The following is a 17,670-nucleotide window of genomic DNA, read 5'->3' on the forward strand; positions in this document are numbered from 1 at the left end:
ATGCGGGAACTGATCCGGCATCAGGTGCAATCGATTTTCGGTTCGTTTCTGGCAATCCTGTCGCGGGGGATTACCGGCGTGCGGCCGATCTGGAGCGGCACTGGCCCGTCGCGCAACCAGCGCATCTATTTTGCCAATCACACAAGTCATGGCGATTTCATCCTGCTCTCTTCCTGTCTCGACCAGGAAGAACGCGCGCGCACCCGTGCCGTCGCCGGCGCGGATTACTGGCGGGGCAACCGCGTGCGCCAGTTCATGGCGGAAGTTCTGTTGCGCACCGTGCTTGTGGAACGCAACTGGGTGGAACGCACGCAGGACCCGATGGAAGTGATGCTGAAGGCGCTGGCCGACGGCTATTCGCTCATCATCTTTCCCGAAGGCACGCGCAACATGACAGACGAGGCGCTGCTGCGCTTTCGCTCCGGCATCTACAATCTGGCGCTGGCGCGCCCCGATGTCGAACTGGTGCCATGCTGGATCGAAAACATGTCGCGCGTGCTGCCCAAGGGCGCGATGCTGCCGGTGCCGCTTCTGTGCCGTGTCGTTTTCGGCGCGCCGGTCCAGCTTCGCGAGGGTGAGGACCGCAAGGAATTTCTCGCCCGCGCCCGCCAGAGCCTTCTCGATATACAGCCCCGTAACGGTAAACAGCCATGAGCGAAACAACCCGATTATTCCTTGGCCTCATGGGCGTTCTGATAACGGCAAGCGCCGTGGCCGGTGTTCTTTCATGGCGCGCGCCGAAGCCGCTTTCATCCACGCTGGTCAATCTCAATGCCCGCATCAAGGCATGGTGGATCATGGTTGGCGCCATGTGCGTCGCTTTCCTGTTCGGGAAGGGTGGCGTGATCGTGCTGTTCGCGATGATCTCGTTCGCGGCCCTCCGCGAATATGCGACGCTGACCCAGACAAGGCGCGCCGACCACCGCGTGCTGCTCGGCATGTTCCTGCTGGTCATTCCAGTGCAATATTACCTGATCTGGATCGACTGGTACGGGCTCTATTCCATCTTCATCCCGGTCTATTGCTTCCTCGCAATGCCGGTGCTGACGGCGCTTTCCGGCGACACGTCGCGCTTTCTGGAACGCATCAGCGAGCAGCAATGGGGCATCATGCTGTCGGTCTATTGCATCAGCCATGTACCGGCCTTGATGACGCTGGATATTCCCGGGTTCGACGGCAAGAAACTGCTGCTGATCGCGTTTCTGGTGGCCACCGTGCAGGGCAGCGATGTGCTGCAATATATTTTCGGCAAGCTGTTCGGCAAACATCGCATCGCGCCCAGCATATCGCCGTCAAAGACCTGGGAAGGCTTTGTCGGCGGGGTTGCGGCGGCATCGCTTCTGGGTGCGGGGCTTGCCTGGCTGACGCCGTTTTCGCCGCTCCAGGCGGGCGCGCTTGCGGCCGCATCCTGCATCATGGGCTTCTTCGGCGGGCTTGTCGCCTCCGCCATCAAGCGCGATCGCGGCGTGAAGGACTGGGGCCACATGATCGAAGGGCATGGCGGCATGCTCGACCGGGCCGACAGCCTCGTCTTTTCAGCCCCGGTCTTCTTCCACACCGTGCGCTATTTCTGGACCTGAACATCCTGCGCAAAACCGCGCCACACTTCAGCTGGAAATGCTGTGGCCGGTCATGTCGCTTCAGGGCAGCTTCAGGGCGATGAACTGCGAAACCTGTCCGTGGCTGAAATTGTTGTCGGAAGCGAGGACCAGCGTCCTCTTCCCGTCCACCACCGGCCCGAAGGTGACGGCCTCGATATTGTCGATGTCGAGGCCGAAATCGCCTTCGTCGAGCTGGAGGAGGAGCTGCTTTGACAGCGGCGTTACCGGCTCGCTGGCGAGCGACGGAACGTCTTTCACATTGCTGGCGCCATCGAAGGATGCGCGATAGAGCGTGATCCGGTTGCCCACGCCCATGGCGAAGGAGCGCTCGACGGTGAGGAGATCGTTTCCATCGGCAACGAATTCCGACATGCCGTTATCGTTCCAGAAGGGCGGCTCAGTCGCCTTGGTGAAGATCGGGCCGGTGTCATAGGCATATTGCGCCGTCACATTGCCTGATGCGAGATCGAAGGCGATGATGCGCGAGCGGCTGCCATGGTCGAGCGTCGCCTTGTCCCCGTCCTGTACCAGCGCGTTTTCAGTACCGGCCAGAAGCGTCTTGCCGTCAGGTGTGATCGTCAGGCTTTCAAAGGAAAGATTGTTGCGGATGCCGCGTGTCCTGCCCTCGTCGGGAATGTAAGCTTCCGGCAAGGCAAATTCGCGGATGAAGCTGCCATCGGTCTTTGCTTCGCCGACAAACGGTCTGCCATTCCTGTCGCCTTCGCTCGACCAGTAGATGGTGCCGGTGGCCGTATTGAAGCGGATGCTTTCCGGGTCCACGTCCTTCAGTGCAAATGGTTTGCCCGCCTTGTCCAGAAGCGTAACCGTTTCCAGAATATCGAGGCTCTGCATGCCGGAACCGTCGATGGCGAGCTTGAGCTTGTAAAAGCGCGCTGGCGCGTTTTCCGAACGGTCGTCGGATATGGCGTAATAGACATCTGCACGCGGGTCGTAGTCGAGGCCGGATATTCCGCCGAATTCGACGCCGCCGATTTTCAGGCCGGTGGGCAGGGTGAAAGCGCCGATCAGTTCGGGCTTGGGCATTTCATGCGCAACGGCGCTGGTTGCAAGGGCGAGAAACAGTGCAGCAAGAGGTGCTTTCATGACGGCGGCCCGTTCGATCGAGAAAGTCACCGGATAGTCGTTCTGTTTGACAGGAAGATGAAGGCTGCTGATCTCAAATTCTGTCGAATGCGCGCGCCGGTTCCTGCCTGTCGATCAGGTGGGAGGGGGCCGCAAATTGCAGCAGCTTGTTCTTGTTGGTGATCTTGATCGCCGAGGCCTGCACCGTGACGCCATGCGAACCGAGTGTCGCGAAATTGCGTGACAGGTTCTCCGGCGTCATGCCGAGATAGGCGGCGAGCGTGCGTTTTTCGTAAGGAATCATCACCACGTCGGCGCCGTCGTTCAAAAGCGATTCCTTGACGATCCAGTTGGCGAGGCGCTGTACGCTGCTGCGCAGCTTCTGCGCCTTCAGTTCCTTCACCAGACGGCGATAGGCGCGCGCGGTTTCAAAAACGATGGCGCGCATGAAGCCGACATCCTCGCTCATCAGGTCGCGCACCAGGCTGGAAGGCACCATCAGCACGCGGGTGGGGGTCAGCGTCTGCGCGGTTTGCAGGCACACATCATCGTTCAGCACGGCTGCGAGGATGAAGATGTCTTCGGCGCGCAGTATCTCCAGCGCGGTCTCGCCATCGTCCGATTTCGCCGACATCAGCACAAGCCCGTCCAGGATCACGAACAGGAAATCCGCAGGCTCGTCCTCCCTGATCAGGGTCGTGCGGGGCGGAAACGACTGCACGAAACTCGGGCGCACCAGCCGCTCGAACGTGGCGTCGGCCATGTCCGCGAAAAGCGGCAGATTTCTCAGCGCGTCGATTTCTTCTCTCCGCATCGATCCTCACTTCAGGGGGCAAGTTACTGCCCGCTAATATAATTGATAAATATCAATCGTGCAATATGCATTAATCAATACTTGGGCCAAACTCGGTTTATTATTGTCCTTAAGTCACCAAGAACTAAAATTCAACTTGAATAGTCTAAAGATATTGATCTTAATCAATGTATTCATCTCGCAGTCGACGCATAAGTGCATACGAAACCTCCCAATGGTATTCAATTCGGAGTACGCCTATGCAACATGTCGCAGGGGAAAATCCCAGGGCGCAGACAACGGCGCTAGCGATGAGTACGACCGCTTTTACAGTCTGTTTCGCGGTCTGGACCATCTTCGCAATCATCGGCATTGAAATCCGGTCCGAGCTTGGACTGAGCGAAACGCAGTTCGGCCTGCTGGTCGGCACGCCCATCCTGACCGGATCGCTGATCCGCGTCATCCTCGGCATCTGGGCGGACCGCTATGGCGGCCGCGCCATCTTCACGCTCACAATGCTGGTCTCGGCGGTCGCCACCTGGCTTCTGACCTACGCCACCACCTATCCGCAGATGCTGGTTGCAGCGCTTGGCGTCGGCGTGGCGGGCGGGTCGTTCTCGGTCGGCGTCGCCTATGTGTCGCGCTGGTATCCGCCGGAAAAGCAGGGCGTCGCGCTGGGCATTTTCGGCGCGGGCAATGTGGGCTCGGCGGTGACGAAGTTCTTCGCGCCGATGGTCATGGTTGCGTTTGGCTGGCACGCGGTCGCGGAAGTCTGGGCGGCGGCGATGGTCGTCATGGCGCTCATCTTCTATTTCACCACGAGCGACGATCCGGTTCTGGTCGAGCGCCGTCTCAAGGGCATAAAGCCCACCAGCACGCTGATGGAGCTGGAACCGCTGAAGAATGTGCAGGTCTGGCGTTTCTCGCTCTACTATTTCTTCGTCTTCGGCGCCTTCGTGGCACTCGCGCTGTGGCTGCCGCAATATCTGATCCATGTCTATGGCGTCGATATTCGCCTGGCAGGCATCATCGCGGCGTTCTTCTCCGTCCCGGCCAGCCTGTTCCGCGCCTATGGCGGGCATCTTTCGGATGTCTATGGCGCGCGCCGGGTCATGTACTGGACCTTCGCCGTCTCGCTGGTCGCAACCTTCGTGCTGTCCTATCCGCCGACGGATTACGTCATCCAGAGCGATAACGGCCCGTTGGCCTTCCATGCCGAAATGGGCGTGATCGGCTTCACCATCACCGTCTTCATCCTCGGCTTCTTCATGGCGCTCGGCAAGGCTGCGGTCTTCAAGCACATTCCGGTCTATTATCCGGGCAATGTCGGCTCTGTCGGCGGCCTCGTGGGCATGATCGGCGGCCTTGGCGGCTTCATCCTGCCGATCCTGTTCGGCGTGCTCCTCGATCAGACCGGCCTCTGGACAAGCTGCTTCATGCTGCTTTTCGTCATCGTCGCCGTGTCGTTCACATGGATGCATGTCTCGATCCGCCAGATGGAACGCGCCTCGCAAGGCGCGGCCACGGAAGAACTTCCGGCCTTCGCCGAATTGCAGGGCCTGAAGAAGGCCGAAATCAAGCCGGCAAAAGGCGATTCCGTCCTCACCGACTGGCGTCCGGACGATCCTGCCTTCTGGGAGCAGAAGGGAAGGAAGATCGCCAGGCGCAACCTGTGGCTTTCGATCCCCGCGCTTCTGCTGTCCTTCGCCATCTGGCAGGTCTGGTCCGTGGTGGTGGCGAAGCTGCCGCTGGTGGGCTACCAGTTCACGACCGACCAGCTCTTCTGGCTGGCAGCGCTCCCCGGCATTTCGGGCGCGACCTTCCGCATTTTCTATTCCTTCATGGTGCCGATCTTCGGCGGTCGCCTGTGGACCACACTGACCACCTGGTCGCTGGTCATTCCGGCCATCGGCATCGGCTATGCGGTGCAGAACCCGAACACGCCTTATTTCATCTTCCTTCTGCTGGCGCTCTGCTGCGGCTTTGGTGGCGGCAACTTTGCCTCCTCCATGTCCAACATCTCGTTCTTCTTCCCCAAGCACGAGAAGGGCAATGCGGCAGCGCTCAATGCGGGCCTCGGCAATCTCGGCGTCAGCGTCGTGCAGTTCGTGGTGCCGCTGGTCATCACCGCCGGTATCTTCGGCAAGCTCGGCGGCGATCCGGCAATGGTCGCGACCGAAGCGGGCAGCGCACCGCTGTGGCTGCAGAATGCCGGGTTCTTCTTCGTGCCGTTCATCATCATCACGGCCTTCGCCAACTGGTTCGGCATGAACGACATCGCATCGGCCAAGGCTTCGTTTGCCGATCAGGCCGTCATCTTCCGCCGCAGGCACAACTGGATCATGTGCTGGCTCTATACGGGAACCTTCGGCTCGTTCATCGGCTATTCGGCAGGCTTCCCGCTTTTGACCAACATCCTCTTCCCGGAAGTCAATGCGCTTCAGTTCGCCTTTCTCGGGCCTCTCGTCGGCGCGCTGTCGCGGTCGGGTTCGGGCTGGCTTGCCGATAAATACGGCGGTGGGCGCGTCACCATCTGGGCATTCGTGCTGATGATGATCGGCGTGGCGGGCGTGCTCTACTTCGTCGGCATCAAGGATCAGCCGAACGCGTTCTGGGGCTTCTTCGCTTCCTTCATCCTGCTGTTCTTCGCAACCGGCATCGGCAACGCCTCCACCTTCCAGATGATCCCGGCGATCATGTCGAAGGAAATGGACAGGCTCATGCCCAAGGCCACCGCGGAAGAACGCCGCCACGAAGCGGACAAGGAATCCGCGGCCATCACCGGCTTCACCTCGGCCATCGCTGCCTTCGGCGCCTTCTTCATTCCGAAGGGCTACGGCACCTCGATCAGCATGACCGGCGGGCCGGAAGCCGCACTCTGGGCCTTCCTGATCTTCTACGTGACATGCCTCGTCATCACCTGGGGCGTCTACACCCGAAAAGGCGGGCTGCTCTACGACGTGGAGCACCGCAGCAAGCCAGCCGCTGCTGCCGCCTAACGAACCAAAATGAGGATAAAATCATGAGTCTACTCCTCGATCGCCTGAACTTTCTTGCGCGCAAGAATGTCGGCACCTTCTCGGAGGGCCATGGCGTCACCACCAACGAAAACCGTGACTGGGAAGACGCCTATCGCAAGCGCTGGCAGCACGACAAGATCGTGCGCTCCACCCATGGCGTGAACTGCACCGGCTCCTGCTCGTGGAAGGTCTACGTCAAGGGCGGCATCATCACCTGGGAAACCCAGCAGACGGACTATCCGCGCACCCGCGCCGATCTTCCGAACCACGAACCGCGCGGCTGTTCGCGCGGGGCAAGCTATAGCTGGTATGTCTATTCGGCCAACCGCGTGAAATATCCGCTGATCCGCTCGCGCCTCCTGAAACTGTGGCGCAAGGAACGTGCGCTGAAAACGCCGGTCGGAGCTTGGGCTGCGATCCAGCAGGACCCGGCCAAGCGCGCCGACTATATGAAGGTGCGCGGTCTCGGCGGCTTCGTTCGCGCCACGTGGGAAGAAGTCAACGAGATCATCGCAGCCGCCAATGCCTATACGGCCAAGACATACGGCCCGGACCGCGTGATCGGCTTCTCGCCGATCCCGGCCATGTCGATGGTGTCCTATGCGGCGGGTTCGCGTTACCTGTCGCTGCTCGGCGGCGTCTGCATGTCGTTCTATGACTGGTATTGCGACCTGCCGCCCGCGTCACCCATGACATGGGGCGAACAGACCGACGTGCCGGAATCGGCAGACTGGTACAATGCGGGCTTCCTGATGCTCTGGGGTTCCAACGTGCCGCAGACCCGCACGCCGGATGCGCATTTCTATACGGAAGTGCGCTACAAGGGCACCAAGTCGGTCGTGGTCTCGCCCGACTATTCGGAAGCCGCAAAGTTCGCCGACCTCTGGCTGCACCCGAAGCAGGGCACCGACGCCGCCCTTGCCATGGCGCTTGGCCATGTGATCCTGCGCGAATACCATCTCGACCGGCAGGTTCCCTATTTCGAGGATTATTGCCGCAAATATTCCGACTTCCCGATGCTGGTCATGCTCTCGAAGAAGGACGGACGCTACGTGCCGGACCGCTTCCTGCGCGCCTCGGACCTGAAGGACGATCTGGGCGAGGCCAACAATCCCGACTGGAAGACGGTCGCCTTTGATACGAGATCGGGTACCTATGTTGCCCCGCAGGGCTCCATCGGCTTCCGCTGGGGCGATGACGGCCAGTGGAACCTTGAAGAAAAGGATGGCCGGGGTAAGGATGTGGAACTCGCCAAGAGTTTCATTGCGGCGGGCGCGCACGATGCCGTCGCCGATGTGGCGTTCCCTTATTTCGGCAATCGCGAGCACGATTATTTTGAAGGCACCGACCATGACAGCGTGCTGGTGCGCAAGGTCCCGGCCCGCAAGCTCAAGCTGAAGAAGGGCGAAGTGCTGGTCGCGACCGTGTTCGACCTGTTCGCCGCCAATTACGGCCTCGATCGCGGGCTTGGCGACGAGAACTCCGCCAGGTCCTATGACGAGGGCCTGCCCTATACACCGGCCTGGGCGGAGAAGATCACGGGCGTCCCGCGCGACCAGATCATTGCCGTCGCCCGCGAATTTGCAACCAATGCCGAAAAGACCAATGGCCGTTCCATGGTCATTCTCGGTGCCGGTCTCAACCACTGGTACCACATGGACATGAACTATCGCGGCATCATCAACATGCTGGTGATGTGCGGCTGCATCGGCCAGTCGGGCGGCGGCTGGAGCCATTATGTGGGACAGGAAAAGCTGCGCCCGCAGACCGGCTGGACCGCGCTTGCCTTCGCGCTGGACTGGAACCGTCCGCCGCGCCACATGAACTCCACCTCGTTCTTCTATGCGCATACCGACCAGTGGCGCTACGAGACCGTGAAGGTGCAGGACATCCTTTCGCCCACCGCGCCCGAGGGGGCGTGGGAAGGCACGATGATCGACTACAACATCCGCGCCGAACGGATGGGCTGGCTGCCTTCCGCGCCGCAGCTCCAGACCAACCCGCTGGAGCTTGCCAGAGAGGCAGCCGCAGCGGGCAAGGAGCCGAAGGACTTCATCGCGAATGCCTTGAAGAACGGCACTGTCACCATGTCCTGCGAGGACCCGGACCACGAGGCCAACTGGCCGCGCAACATGTTCGTCTGGCGCTCGAACCTGCTCGGTTCGTCGGGCAAGGGGCATGAATATTTCCTGAAGCACCTGCTCGGCACGTCCAACGGCTTGCTTGGCAAGGATCTGGGACAGGAAGGCGCGCAGGAAAGCCGCGAGGCCGTGTGGCATGAGAATGCGCCGGAAGGAAAGCTCGACCTTCTGGTCACGCTCGATTTCCGCATGTCCACGACCTGCGTCTATTCCGATATCGTTCTGCCGACTGCCACCTGGTACGAAAAGAACGACCTCAATACCTCCGACATGCATCCCTTCATCCATCCGTTGTCGAGTGCCGCCGACCCGGCATGGGAAGCACGCAGCGACTGGGACATCTTCAAGGGCATCGCGAAGAAGTTCTCGGAAGTGGCGCCGGAAGTGCTGGGCGTCGAGAAGGACATCGTTCTGGTGCCGACCCTGCATGACACGGCGGGCGAACTGGCGCAGCCCAAGGATGTTCTCGACTGGAAGAAGGGCGAAGTCGAGCCGATCCCCGGCAAGACCATGCCATCGGTCGTGGTCGTGGAGCGCGATTATCCGAACCTCTACAAGCGCTATACCTCCGTCGGGCCGCTTCTGGACAAGCTTGGCAATGGCGGCAAGGGCATCTCGTGGAACACCGAGCATGAGGTCGAGCTTCTCGGCAAGCTGAACGGCAGGGTTCATGAGCCGGGCGCAACCGAAGGGCGTCCGCGCATCTATACCGATGTCGACGCAACCGAGGTCATTCTCTCGCTTGCGCCGGAAACCAACGGCGAAGTGGCGGTCAAGGCATGGGAAGCGCTGTCGAAGTTCACAGGCCGCGACCACACCCATCTGGCTCTTCCCAAGGAAGACGAGAAGATCCGCTATCGCGATATCGTCGCGCAGCCGCGCAAGATCATCTCCTCGCCGACATGGTCGGGGCTCGAATCCGAGCATGTCTGCTATAATGCGGGCTATACCAATGTGCATGAGCTGATCCCGTGGCGCACGCTGACCGGCCGTCAGCAGCTCTATCAGGATCACCTGTGGATGCGCGCCTTCGGCGAGGGCTTCTGCGTCTATCGTCCGCCCATCGACACCAAGACGGTCAATCCGGCAATCCGCGAAAAGGCGGACGGCCAGCCGCATCTGGTGCTGAACTTCATCACGCCGCACCAGAAATGGGGCATCCACTCCACCTATACGGACAATCTCCTGATGCTGACGCTCAATCGCGGCGGGCCGGTTGTCTGGATTTCGGAGCCGGATGCGGCAAAGGCCGGCATCGTCGATAATGACTGGGTGGAAGTCTACAACGCCAACGGCGCCATCGTGGCCCGTGCGGTCGTCTCCCAGCGCATGAAGGATGGAACCATCTTCATGTATCACGCGCAGGAGAAGATCGTGAATACGCCCGGCTCGCCGCTCACCGGCCAGCGCGGCGGCATTCACAACTCCGTCACCCGCATCATCACCAAGCCGACGCATATGATCGGCGGCTACGCCCACCAATCCTATGGCTTCAACTATTACGGCACCGTCGGCGCCAACCGCGACGAGTTCGTGGTCGTGCGCAAGCTCGACCATGTGGACTGGATGGAAGGGCCGCTTGAAGAAGGCAACCGCAACTCCGCCGTGAAGGAGGCAGCAGAATGAAAATCCGTGCGCAAATTGGAATGGTGCTCAATCTCGACAAGTGCATCGGCTGCCACACCTGCTCGGTGACGTGCAAGAACGTCTGGACCAACCGTGAAGGCGTGGAATATGCCTGGTTCAACAACGTTGAGACCAAGCCCGGCATCGGTTTTCCCAAGGAATGGGAAAACCAGAAGAAGTGGAACGGCGGCTGGGTCCGCAAGAAGAACGGCAAGATCGAGCCGAAGATGGGCGCAAAATGGCGCATCCTCGCCAAGATTTTCGCCAATCCGGACCTGCCGGAAATCGACGACTATTACGAGCCGTTCGACTTCGATTACGGCCATCTGCAGACGGCAGGCGAAAGCAGGACCATGCCGACCGCCCGCCCGCGCTCGCTGATTTCCGGCGAGCGGATGGAAAAGATCGAATGGGGGCCGAACTGGGAGGAAATTCTCGGCGGCGAGTTCGCCAAGCGCTCGAAGGACTACAATTTCGAAGGCGTCGAGAAGGAAATCTACGGCCAGTTCGAAAATACCTTCATGATGTACCTGCCGCGCCTGTGCGAGCACTGCCTCAACCCCACCTGCGTTGCGGCCTGCCCGTCCGGCGCGATCTACAAGCGCGAGGATGACGGCATCGTCCTGATCGATCAGGAAAAGTGCCGCGGCTGGCGCATGTGCGTCTCCGGCTGCCCCTACAAGAAGATTTATTACAACTGGAGCTCGGGCAAGTCCGAGAAGTGCATCTTCTGCTATCCGCGCATCGAAGCAGGCCAGCCGACCGTCTGTTCGGAAACCTGTGTCGGCCGCATCCGCTATCTGGGCGTGATGCTCTATGATGCAGACCGTATTTCGGAGGCCGCTTCCACGGCCAATGAACAGGACCTCTATCAGGAACAGCTCAACATCTTCCTCGATCCGAACGATCCTGCCGTGATCGAACAGGCGCGCAAGGACGGCGTGCCGGAAGCCTGGCTGGAATCCGCCAGGCATTCGCCGGTCTACAAGATGGCGATGGACTGGAAGATCGCCTTCCCGCTCCATCCCGAATACCGCACCCTGCCGATGGTCTGGTATGTGCCGCCGCTTTCGCCGCTGCAATCGGCTGCGGCTGCCGGCAAGCTCGGCATGGACGGCCCGCTGCCGGATGTCCGCTCCATGCGCATCCCGGTCCGCTACCTCGCCAATCTCCTGACCGCAGGCAAGGAAGAGCCGGTCATCTCGGCGCTGGAACGCATGCTCGCCATGCGCGCCTATATGCGCGCCAAGACGGTCGATGGCGTCATCGACGAGGCGATTGCCGACCGCGTCGGCATGAGCGGCGCGATGATCGAGGAAATGTACCACATCATGGCGATTGCCAATTACGAGGACCGCTTCGTCATCCCGACGACGCATCGTGAAATCACCGAGGACGCCTATGACGTGCGCGGCTCCTGCGGCTTCACCTTCGGCAATGGCTGCTCGGGCGGCACGTCGACGGAAGATCTGTTCGGTGCCAAGCGCCAGAAAGTGGTCCAAACGCCGACCGATATTTTCAGGGAGCAGGTGTAATGAACAGGACCCTGAAAATCATTTCGCTGCTGCTTTCCTATCCCACGCCCGAGCTGCAACTGGGCGGAGAGGAGCTGAAAGAGGCGCTTGCCGGGGAAAGGCTTTCGCCCGGCATCCGCAGGCTTCTCGACAGTCTTGTCGATTATGTCTGCGACTGCGACCTCTACGAGGCGCAGGAACGCTATGTGCATCTTTTCGACCGCACGCGGTCGCTGTCGCTGCATCTTTTCGAGCATGTGCATGGTGAAAGCCGCGATCGCGGCCAGGCCATGGTCGACCTGATGAAGATGTATGACGACAACGGCTTTGTGGTGGATGCCAGGGAACTGCCGGACTATCTGCCGCTGTTTCTCGAGTTCCTGTCGACGCGCTCGCCGGAGGAAATCCATGATCTTCTCACCCAGACCGGCCATATCACGGCGGCCATCGGCGAGCGGCTGCGCAAGCGCCAGTCGCCCTATGCCAACGCCTTTGCGGCGCTCCTGCATGTCGCCAACGCCAAGCCGGACCAGAGCCTCGTCGGAGAATTGCTTCGGCAGGAAGAAGACGACCCGAACGACCTCGCCGCGCTCGACCGCATCTGGGAAGAAGAAGCGGTGACGTTCGGCGGCAATGCGGGTGAAAACGCCTGCGGCCCGGACCGGTTGCGCATGCAGATGCGTGCGGCACAGCGCAAGCCCGGCTCCCCGTCCAACCCTTCACATCTATAGGAGACGGAAAATGGCTTACCTCCATACGTTTCTTTTCGGCATCTATCCCTATATCGCGCTGAGCGTGCTCGTGCTCGGCTCGATCTTCCGTTACGACCGCGAGCCCTATACCTGGCGTTCGGGCTCGAGCCAGCTTTTGCGGCGCAGGCAGCTCATGTGGGGTTCGGTCCTGTTTCACGTCGGCGTGCTGTTCATCTTCGCCGGTCATTTCGTCGGCCTGCTGACACCCATCTGGGTGTTCGACATGCTTGGCGTCAGCCATGAGGCAAAGCAGATTCTCGCCGTCGTGGCGGGCGGCATTGCCGGGGTTATGGCAATCATCGGCGCCAGCATGCTGGTGCATCGCCGCCTGTTCGATCCGCGCGTGCGCGCATCTTCAAGGCCGACCGACACGCTGATCATCATGCTGTTGTGGGTGCAGCTTCTGCTGGGCCTCGGCACCATTCCGGTTTCGCTGCAACATATCGACGGCGGCGAAATGGTGACATTCATGAACTGGGCGCAGGGCATCTTCACCTTCAACCCGGCTGCATCGAGCTACATCACCGATGCGTCGTTTGTCTTCAAGATGCATATCTTCCTGGGGCTGACGATCTTCCTGCTGTTCCCGTTCACGCGCCTTGTGCATATGCTGAGCGCACCGGTGCGCTATATCTGGCGTCCGGGCTATCAGGTCGTGCGTGAGCGCAACCATACGGCTCAGCCCTCGCATATGCGCGTTCCTGCGGAGTAAGGCTCATGGTAACGCTTTTCGACCGGAAACAACCCGCTGCCGGGCAGCACAATCACCCGACCGGCTATACCACCTATCAGGAGCCGGATACGCGGGTGCCGCCCAAGCCGCGCCCGGTTTTCGATGCGGTGTCCGTCAATGGCGTGGCGATCAACGAAACCGACATCCTGACGGAGGCGCAGAACCATCCGTCGGACAATCCCGGCGCGGCGCTGCTTGCCGCGGCCCGGGCGCTCGCGGTCCGCGAACTGCTTTTGCAGCGGGCGAGGGAGGCGGGCATCGTGCCGGAACGCGAGAAGGACGCCGAGGGACGCAGCGAAACCGACGAGGATGCGCTGGTGCGCATGGTGATCGAACGGGAGGTGGAAGTGCCTTCCGCCACGCGGGAGGAAGCCTTGCGCTTCTACGAAAACAACCGCCACCGCTTCACCAGTGCGCCCATTCTGGAGGCGAGCCATATCCTGATCGCCGCCGATCCCGCCGACAGCCAGGCCCGCGAAAAGGCCCGCGCGACCGCTGCCCGCCTGGCTTCGGCGGTGATTGCCGAGCCTGCCACTTTCGCCTCGGTCGCGCATGAATATTCGTCCTGCCCTTCGGGCGCGCAAGGCGGCAATCTGGGCCAGCTCACGCGCGGCAGCACGGTGCCTGAATTTGAAAGGGCGCTGGAGCGCATGGCGGCAGGGGAAATCACGGCCAATCCCATTGAAAGCCGCTTCGGTTTTCATATTGTGCGGCTTGACCGCCGCATCGAAGGCGAGGAACTGCCGTTCGATTATGTGGCCGACCGGATTGCGGGCTGGCTGGAAGCCTCCACCTGGTCGAAGGCGGTGTCGCAATATATCGCGATCCTCGCAGCCGACGCTGAGATTACCGGCATCGATCTGTTGTCGAACGAGGGAGCCGAGGCATGAGGAACGAACCGACGCTTGCGGCCATCCTCGCCGCCAAGGATGTGCCGGTGGACCAGCTTCTGGCAGGTGCGGCGCATCGGGCAAGACAGGCGGGCCTGCGCGTGGCCGGCTTTCTGCAGCACCGTGAAACCGGCGGCGAGGAATGCTGCCGCGATATCGAGATCGAGCATATCGGCACCGGCGTCACGCAGATCATTTCGCAGGCGCTCGGTTCCGGGTCGAAGGGTTGCCGCCTCGATCCGGCGGCCCTTGCCGATGTGGCAGGCGCGCTTCAGACGGAACTCGATGACGGCGCGGATATGCTGATCCTCAACCGTTTCGGCAAGGGCGAGACGGAAGGGCATGGTTTCCGCTCCATCATCGAAACGGCCTATGCGCGCCAGATTCCGGTGCTGACCGTGGTGCGCGAAACCTATGTCGAGGGCTGGAACGACTTTGCCGGGGATTGCGGCGTTCTTCTGGCACCCGACAGCAAGGCCGTGCTCGGATGGTGCGACCGCGTGATGGAAGCGCGGCGATTGCCCGAAGCCGTATGACGATGGATGCTCTATAGATCCAGCTGGTCGCGGCGGTCTTCCGCAATCAGCTTGCGGATCTGATAGACGATCTGGTCGCCATGCGCCTTGCCGAGCAGATCGGCGGTGTCGACATCGCGCTCTTCGATGGCGCGGATCATGTCCTCATGCTCGGTGACGTAACGCTCCGGCAGGCGGTCCGCAAAGGACTGGTAATAAAGGCGCAAGAGCCTGCGCCCTTCGTCGAGAAGCCGCGAAAAGAACGTGGTGTAGAAGGGATTGCGTCCGGCTTCGGCAATGGCCGCATGAAAATCGCGGTTGGTCGCGATCATTTCCAGTGCGTTCTGCGAGCGGACGGCGCGGGCAAAGGCTTCCTGATGCGCGCGGATATTCTCAAGATCCTTGTCGGTCCGGTTGCGCGCTGCAAGTCGCGTCGTGACGCGGTACATCAGCGTCACCGCGTCGAAAAAGGCGGGCAGGCTCAGGAAGTCGATATTGGACACGACAGTCGAACGATTGGGGAGCGTGGTCACGAAGCCGTCGCTTGCAAGCCGCACCAAAGCCTCGCGGATCGGCGTGCGCGACATGGAAAAGCGTTCTGCCAGTTGGTTTTCATCGATGGGACTGCCCGGCGCGAGCGAAAGATCGATGATCTCGTCGCGCAGCACGTCGTAAACCAGCTTGACACCTGAACCCTTCTTCCGGTCGGCTGTCTGGTTGGCGTCGTCTTTGTCCATGATCTTTCTGCCTTCTTACGGTGTATTTGGCGCGGCACAACCGCATTCTAACAGCAGTTTAAGTTCCACCGGTCAAGCAATCCTATCCTCATTTAAAATTTTGGTCGACAAGAAAAATACAAAGTGTATATTTGATTGCAATACAAGGTTCGACAGAGCGATTGTAGGTTCAGCTCGCGCGAAAGCGCCCAAGGAAAACGCCAAGGAAAGACGCTATGACTTCTAACATTTTCTCCGGCTGCATTCCGGCCCTCATGACCCCCTGCAAGCCCGACCGCACGCCGGATTTCGATGCGCTGGTCCGCAAAGGCAAGGAACTGATCGCGAAGGGCATGTCTGCGGTTGTCTATTGCGGCTCCATGGGTGACTGGCCGCTTCTTTCGGACGAGGAACGCATGGCTGGCGTTGAAGCGCTTGCCAAGGCCGGCGTGCCGGTCGTCGTCGGCACCGGCGCGGTCAACACCAAGATTGCCGCCGCCCATGCTGCCCACGCGCAGAAGGTTGGCGCGAAGGGCCTGATGGTCATTCCGCGTGTTCTGTCGCGCGGCTCGTCCATCTCGGCGCAGAAGGCGCATTTCAAGGCGATCCTGTCGGCTGCTCCCGATCTGCCTGCCGTGATCTACAACAGCCCTTACTATGGTTTCGCCACCCGCGCCGACCTGTTCTTCGCGCTGCGTGCGGAACATCCGAACCTGATCGGCTTCAAGGAATTCGGCGGCGCGGAAGCCATGCGCTACGCCGCTGAAAACATCACCAGCGCCGATGACAATGTGACCCTGATGGTCGGCGTCGATACCGGCGTTTTCCATGGTTTCGTCAATTGCGGTGCAACCGGCGCAATCACGGGCATCGGCAATGTGCTGCCGAAGGAAGTGCAGCATCTGGTTGCCCTGTCGAAGGCCGCAGCCACCGGCGACGTCGAAGCGCGCAAGCTGGCGCTGGAACTGGAAGCCGCACTCGACGTGCTGTCGTCCTTCGATGAAGGTCCGGACCTCGTTCTCTTCTACAAGCACATGATGGTGCTGACCGGCAATCCGGAATATGAACTGCATTTCAACGAGACGGACAAGCTGTCCGATAGCCAGCGCGGCTATTGCGAAACCCAGTTGAAGCTGTTCCAGACCTGGTATGCCGACTGGAACAAGCAGGGCAGCGCAGCAACGAAATACGCTGCCTGAAATCAGTTCAAAAAACAAAAAGGCGCCGGTTTCCGGCGCCTTTTTGTTTGGGATCACGACACTGCGTCGAGACCCTTTTCCTTGAGCTTTTCCAGCAGCGCCATTTCAGCGGCGGTGAGTGTGATGCCCTTGCTGAGTGAATCGCGGCGAGCGGCAAAGCGGCGCTGCGACGGCAGGCGCGCGCCCTGTCCGGCAATCGCTTCGATCAGGACTTCGCCGCGCTCTTGCGGATTGCCACGACCGCCCGCCATGCGGGCAGGGTCGAAGGCAATGATGAGTTCGCCATGGCGCGGCGCAAGCGTCGTCGTGCCAAGGAAGTCGAGCGCTTCAGGACTGGTGAAGTCACCGATCATCACACCAGCCAGAAGTTCGATCATCGTGGAAATGGCCGAGCCCTTGTGCTCGCCGAATGGCAGCATCGCGCCTGCAAGGGCTGCTTCCGGGTCGGTCGTGGGCTTGCCGTCCGCATCGACGGCCCAGCCTTCGGGCAGCTGCTTTCCGGCGCGGCGATAAAGCTCCAGTTCGCCGCGCGCGGCCACGCTGGTGGCAAAGTCGAACACATAAGGATAATCGCCGGGGCGGGGCCAGCCGAAGGCGAAGGGGTTGGTGCCCAGAAGCGGCTTCGTTCCGCCTGCTGGCGCAACGGTTGCATAGCTCGGGCACATGGCGATTGCGGCAAGCCCCTGTTCGGCAAGCGCCTCGACTTCCGGCCACAGGGCGGCGAAATGGGTGCAATCGTTGATCGCCAGCGCCGCAATGCCGAGCTTGCGTGCCTTCTCGACCAGGGCAGGGGCGCCACGTTCAAAGGCCAGATTGGCAAAGCCGCCCTTGGCGTCGACGCGAACAACGGCGCTGTCATCGGTCGTGACGACCGGATCAGCATCGGCGACCACCTTGCCGCTTTTCAGCGTGCGCAGGCAGCCTTCGATGCGGTAGACACCATGGGATTTGCAGCCGTCGCGCTCGCCCGCCACAATCGTCTTGGCGATGGCTGCGGCATGGTCGGCGCTGAAACCCGCCTTGTTCAGGATTTCCCGCACAAGCCCGGCGAGTTCTTCTGTCGAAATCGAAATGGTGTCGCTCATTC

At 60.9% G+C, this 17,670-nt stretch carries 14 protein-coding genes; 10 read left to right on the forward strand and 4 right to left on the reverse strand.

All coding sequences use genetic code 11. From position 1 onward, the window contains the following. Both OINT_RS13275 and OINT_RS13280 read left to right on the forward strand, forming a co-directional pair. On the forward strand, nt 1-654 hold the full coding sequence (locus OINT_RS13275; RefSeq protein WP_006468352.1) for a lysophospholipid acyltransferase family protein: 654 nt from the start codon (nt 1-3) through the stop codon (nt 652-654). After that, the gene (locus tag OINT_RS13280) at nt 651-1,580 is read left to right on the forward strand and encodes a phosphatidate cytidylyltransferase (RefSeq protein ID WP_006468353.1); all 930 of its coding nucleotides are present in this window, start codon (nt 651-653) and stop codon (nt 1,578-1,580) included. Before OINT_RS13275 ends, OINT_RS13280 begins: the two co-directional genes overlap by 4 nt. 60 nt (nt 1,581-1,640) lie before the next feature. Here OINT_RS13280 and OINT_RS13285 read toward each other — a convergent pair whose 3' ends face one another. Both OINT_RS13285 and OINT_RS13290 read right to left on the reverse strand, forming a co-directional pair. Further along, nucleotides 1,641-2,705: an esterase-like activity of phytase family protein gene (locus OINT_RS13285; RefSeq protein ID WP_025092113.1), complete on the reverse strand. Its 1,065-nt coding sequence runs from the start codon at nt 2,703-2,705 to the stop codon at nt 1,641-1,643. Between the two features lie 73 nt (nt 2,706-2,778). Continuing rightward, a complete protein-coding gene (locus OINT_RS13290; RefSeq protein WP_006468355.1) occupies nt 2,779-3,498 on the reverse strand; it encodes a cyclic nucleotide-binding domain-containing protein in 720 nt (239 codons plus the stop codon). Between the two features lie 239 nt (nt 3,499-3,737). Between OINT_RS13290 and OINT_RS13295 the strand changes: the two genes are divergently transcribed. Genes OINT_RS13295 through OINT_RS13325 form a run of 7 tightly spaced genes read left to right on the forward strand, consistent with a single transcriptional unit; the run spans nt 3,738 to nt 14,689 of the window. Beyond that, complete coding sequence (locus OINT_RS13295) at nt 3,738-6,476, forward strand: nitrate/nitrite transporter (protein WP_025092112.1); 2,739 nt, start codon at nt 3,738-3,740, stop codon at nt 6,474-6,476. A gap of 23 nt (nt 6,477-6,499) precedes the next feature. Further along, nucleotides 6,500-10,264: a nitrate reductase subunit alpha gene (locus OINT_RS13300; protein WP_006472080.1), complete on the forward strand. Its 3,765-nt coding sequence runs from the start codon at nt 6,500-6,502 to the stop codon at nt 10,262-10,264. After that, nucleotides 10,261-11,799: a nitrate reductase subunit beta gene (narH, locus tag OINT_RS13305; RefSeq protein WP_006468358.1), complete on the forward strand. Its 1,539-nt coding sequence runs from the start codon at nt 10,261-10,263 to the stop codon at nt 11,797-11,799. The genes OINT_RS13300 and narH overlap by 4 nt, the downstream gene beginning before the upstream one ends. Next, the gene (narJ, locus tag OINT_RS13310) at nt 11,799-12,509 is read left to right on the forward strand and encodes a nitrate reductase molybdenum cofactor assembly chaperone (protein ID WP_006468359.1); all 711 of its coding nucleotides are present in this window, start codon (nt 11,799-11,801) and stop codon (nt 12,507-12,509) included. Before narH ends, narJ begins: the two co-directional genes overlap by 1 nt. A 10-nt stretch (nt 12,510-12,519) precedes the next feature. After that, complete coding sequence (gene narI, locus OINT_RS13315; RefSeq protein WP_006472081.1) at nt 12,520-13,242, forward strand: respiratory nitrate reductase subunit gamma; 723 nt, start codon at nt 12,520-12,522, stop codon at nt 13,240-13,242. Between the two features lie 5 nt (nt 13,243-13,247). Then, nucleotides 13,248-14,153: a peptidylprolyl isomerase gene (locus OINT_RS13320; RefSeq protein WP_006468361.1), complete on the forward strand. Its 906-nt coding sequence runs from the start codon at nt 13,248-13,250 to the stop codon at nt 14,151-14,153. Next, on the forward strand, nt 14,150-14,689 hold the full coding sequence (locus OINT_RS13325; protein ID WP_006468362.1) for a DUF2478 domain-containing protein: 540 nt from the start codon (nt 14,150-14,152) through the stop codon (nt 14,687-14,689). The genes OINT_RS13320 and OINT_RS13325 overlap by 4 nt, the downstream gene beginning before the upstream one ends. 11 nt (nt 14,690-14,700) lie before the next feature. Here the strand turns inward: OINT_RS13325 and OINT_RS13330 are convergent, their stop codons facing one another. Further along, nucleotides 14,701-15,405, reverse strand: a complete 705-nt coding sequence (locus OINT_RS13330) for a GntR family transcriptional regulator (protein WP_006468363.1) — start codon at nt 15,403-15,405, stop codon at nt 14,701-14,703. Between the two features lie 215 nt (nt 15,406-15,620). On the opposite strand from OINT_RS13330, the gene OINT_RS13335 reads away from it, so the two are divergent. Then, entirely contained in the window at nt 15,621-16,583 is a 963-nt protein-coding gene (locus OINT_RS13335; RefSeq protein ID WP_006468364.1) for a dihydrodipicolinate synthase family protein, read from the forward strand. Between the two features lie 53 nt (nt 16,584-16,636). On the opposite strand, the gene OINT_RS13340 is transcribed toward OINT_RS13335, so the two are convergent. After that, nucleotides 16,637-17,668 (reverse strand): Ldh family oxidoreductase, encoded by a 1,032-nt coding sequence (locus tag OINT_RS13340; RefSeq protein WP_025092110.1) that lies wholly within the window; start codon nt 17,666-17,668, stop codon nt 16,637-16,639. Between the last annotated feature and the right edge of the window lie 2 nt (nt 17,669-17,670).

It is taken from the genome of Brucella intermedia LMG 3301, from assembly GCF_000182645.1.
GTDB lineage: Bacteria > Pseudomonadota > Alphaproteobacteria > Rhizobiales > Rhizobiaceae > Brucella > Brucella intermedia.

Coding starts and splice junctions, on each gene's coding strand:
- OINT_RS13275 (WP_006468352.1), top strand. CDS start 1: ATGCGGGAACTGATCCGGCATCAGGTGCAATCGATTTTCGGTTCGTTT.
- OINT_RS13280 (WP_006468353.1), top strand. CDS start 651: ATGAGCGAAACAACCCGATTATTCCTTGGCCTCATGGGCGTTCTGATA.
- OINT_RS13285 (WP_025092113.1), bottom strand. CDS start 2,705: ATGAAAGCACCTCTTGCTGCACTGTTTCTCGCCCTTGCAACCAGCGCC.
- OINT_RS13290 (WP_006468355.1), bottom strand. CDS start 3,498: ATGCGGAGAGAAGAAATCGACGCGCTGAGAAATCTGCCGCTTTTCGCG.
- OINT_RS13295 (WP_025092112.1), top strand. CDS start 3,738: ATGCAACATGTCGCAGGGGAAAATCCCAGGGCGCAGACAACGGCGCTA.
- OINT_RS13300 (WP_006472080.1), top strand. CDS start 6,500: ATGAGTCTACTCCTCGATCGCCTGAACTTTCTTGCGCGCAAGAATGTC.
- narH (WP_006468358.1), top strand. CDS start 10,261: ATGAAAATCCGTGCGCAAATTGGAATGGTGCTCAATCTCGACAAGTGC.
- narJ (WP_006468359.1), top strand. CDS start 11,799: ATGAACAGGACCCTGAAAATCATTTCGCTGCTGCTTTCCTATCCCACG.
- narI (WP_006472081.1), top strand. CDS start 12,520: ATGGCTTACCTCCATACGTTTCTTTTCGGCATCTATCCCTATATCGCG.
- OINT_RS13320 (WP_006468361.1), top strand. CDS start 13,248: ATGGTAACGCTTTTCGACCGGAAACAACCCGCTGCCGGGCAGCACAAT.
- OINT_RS13325 (WP_006468362.1), top strand. CDS start 14,150: ATGAGGAACGAACCGACGCTTGCGGCCATCCTCGCCGCCAAGGATGTG.
- OINT_RS13330 (WP_006468363.1), bottom strand. CDS start 15,405: ATGGACAAAGACGACGCCAACCAGACAGCCGACCGGAAGAAGGGTTCA.
- OINT_RS13335 (WP_006468364.1), top strand. CDS start 15,621: ATGACTTCTAACATTTTCTCCGGCTGCATTCCGGCCCTCATGACCCCC.
- OINT_RS13340 (WP_025092110.1), bottom strand. CDS start 17,668: ATGAGCGACACCATTTCGATTTCGACAGAAGAACTCGCCGGGCTTGTG.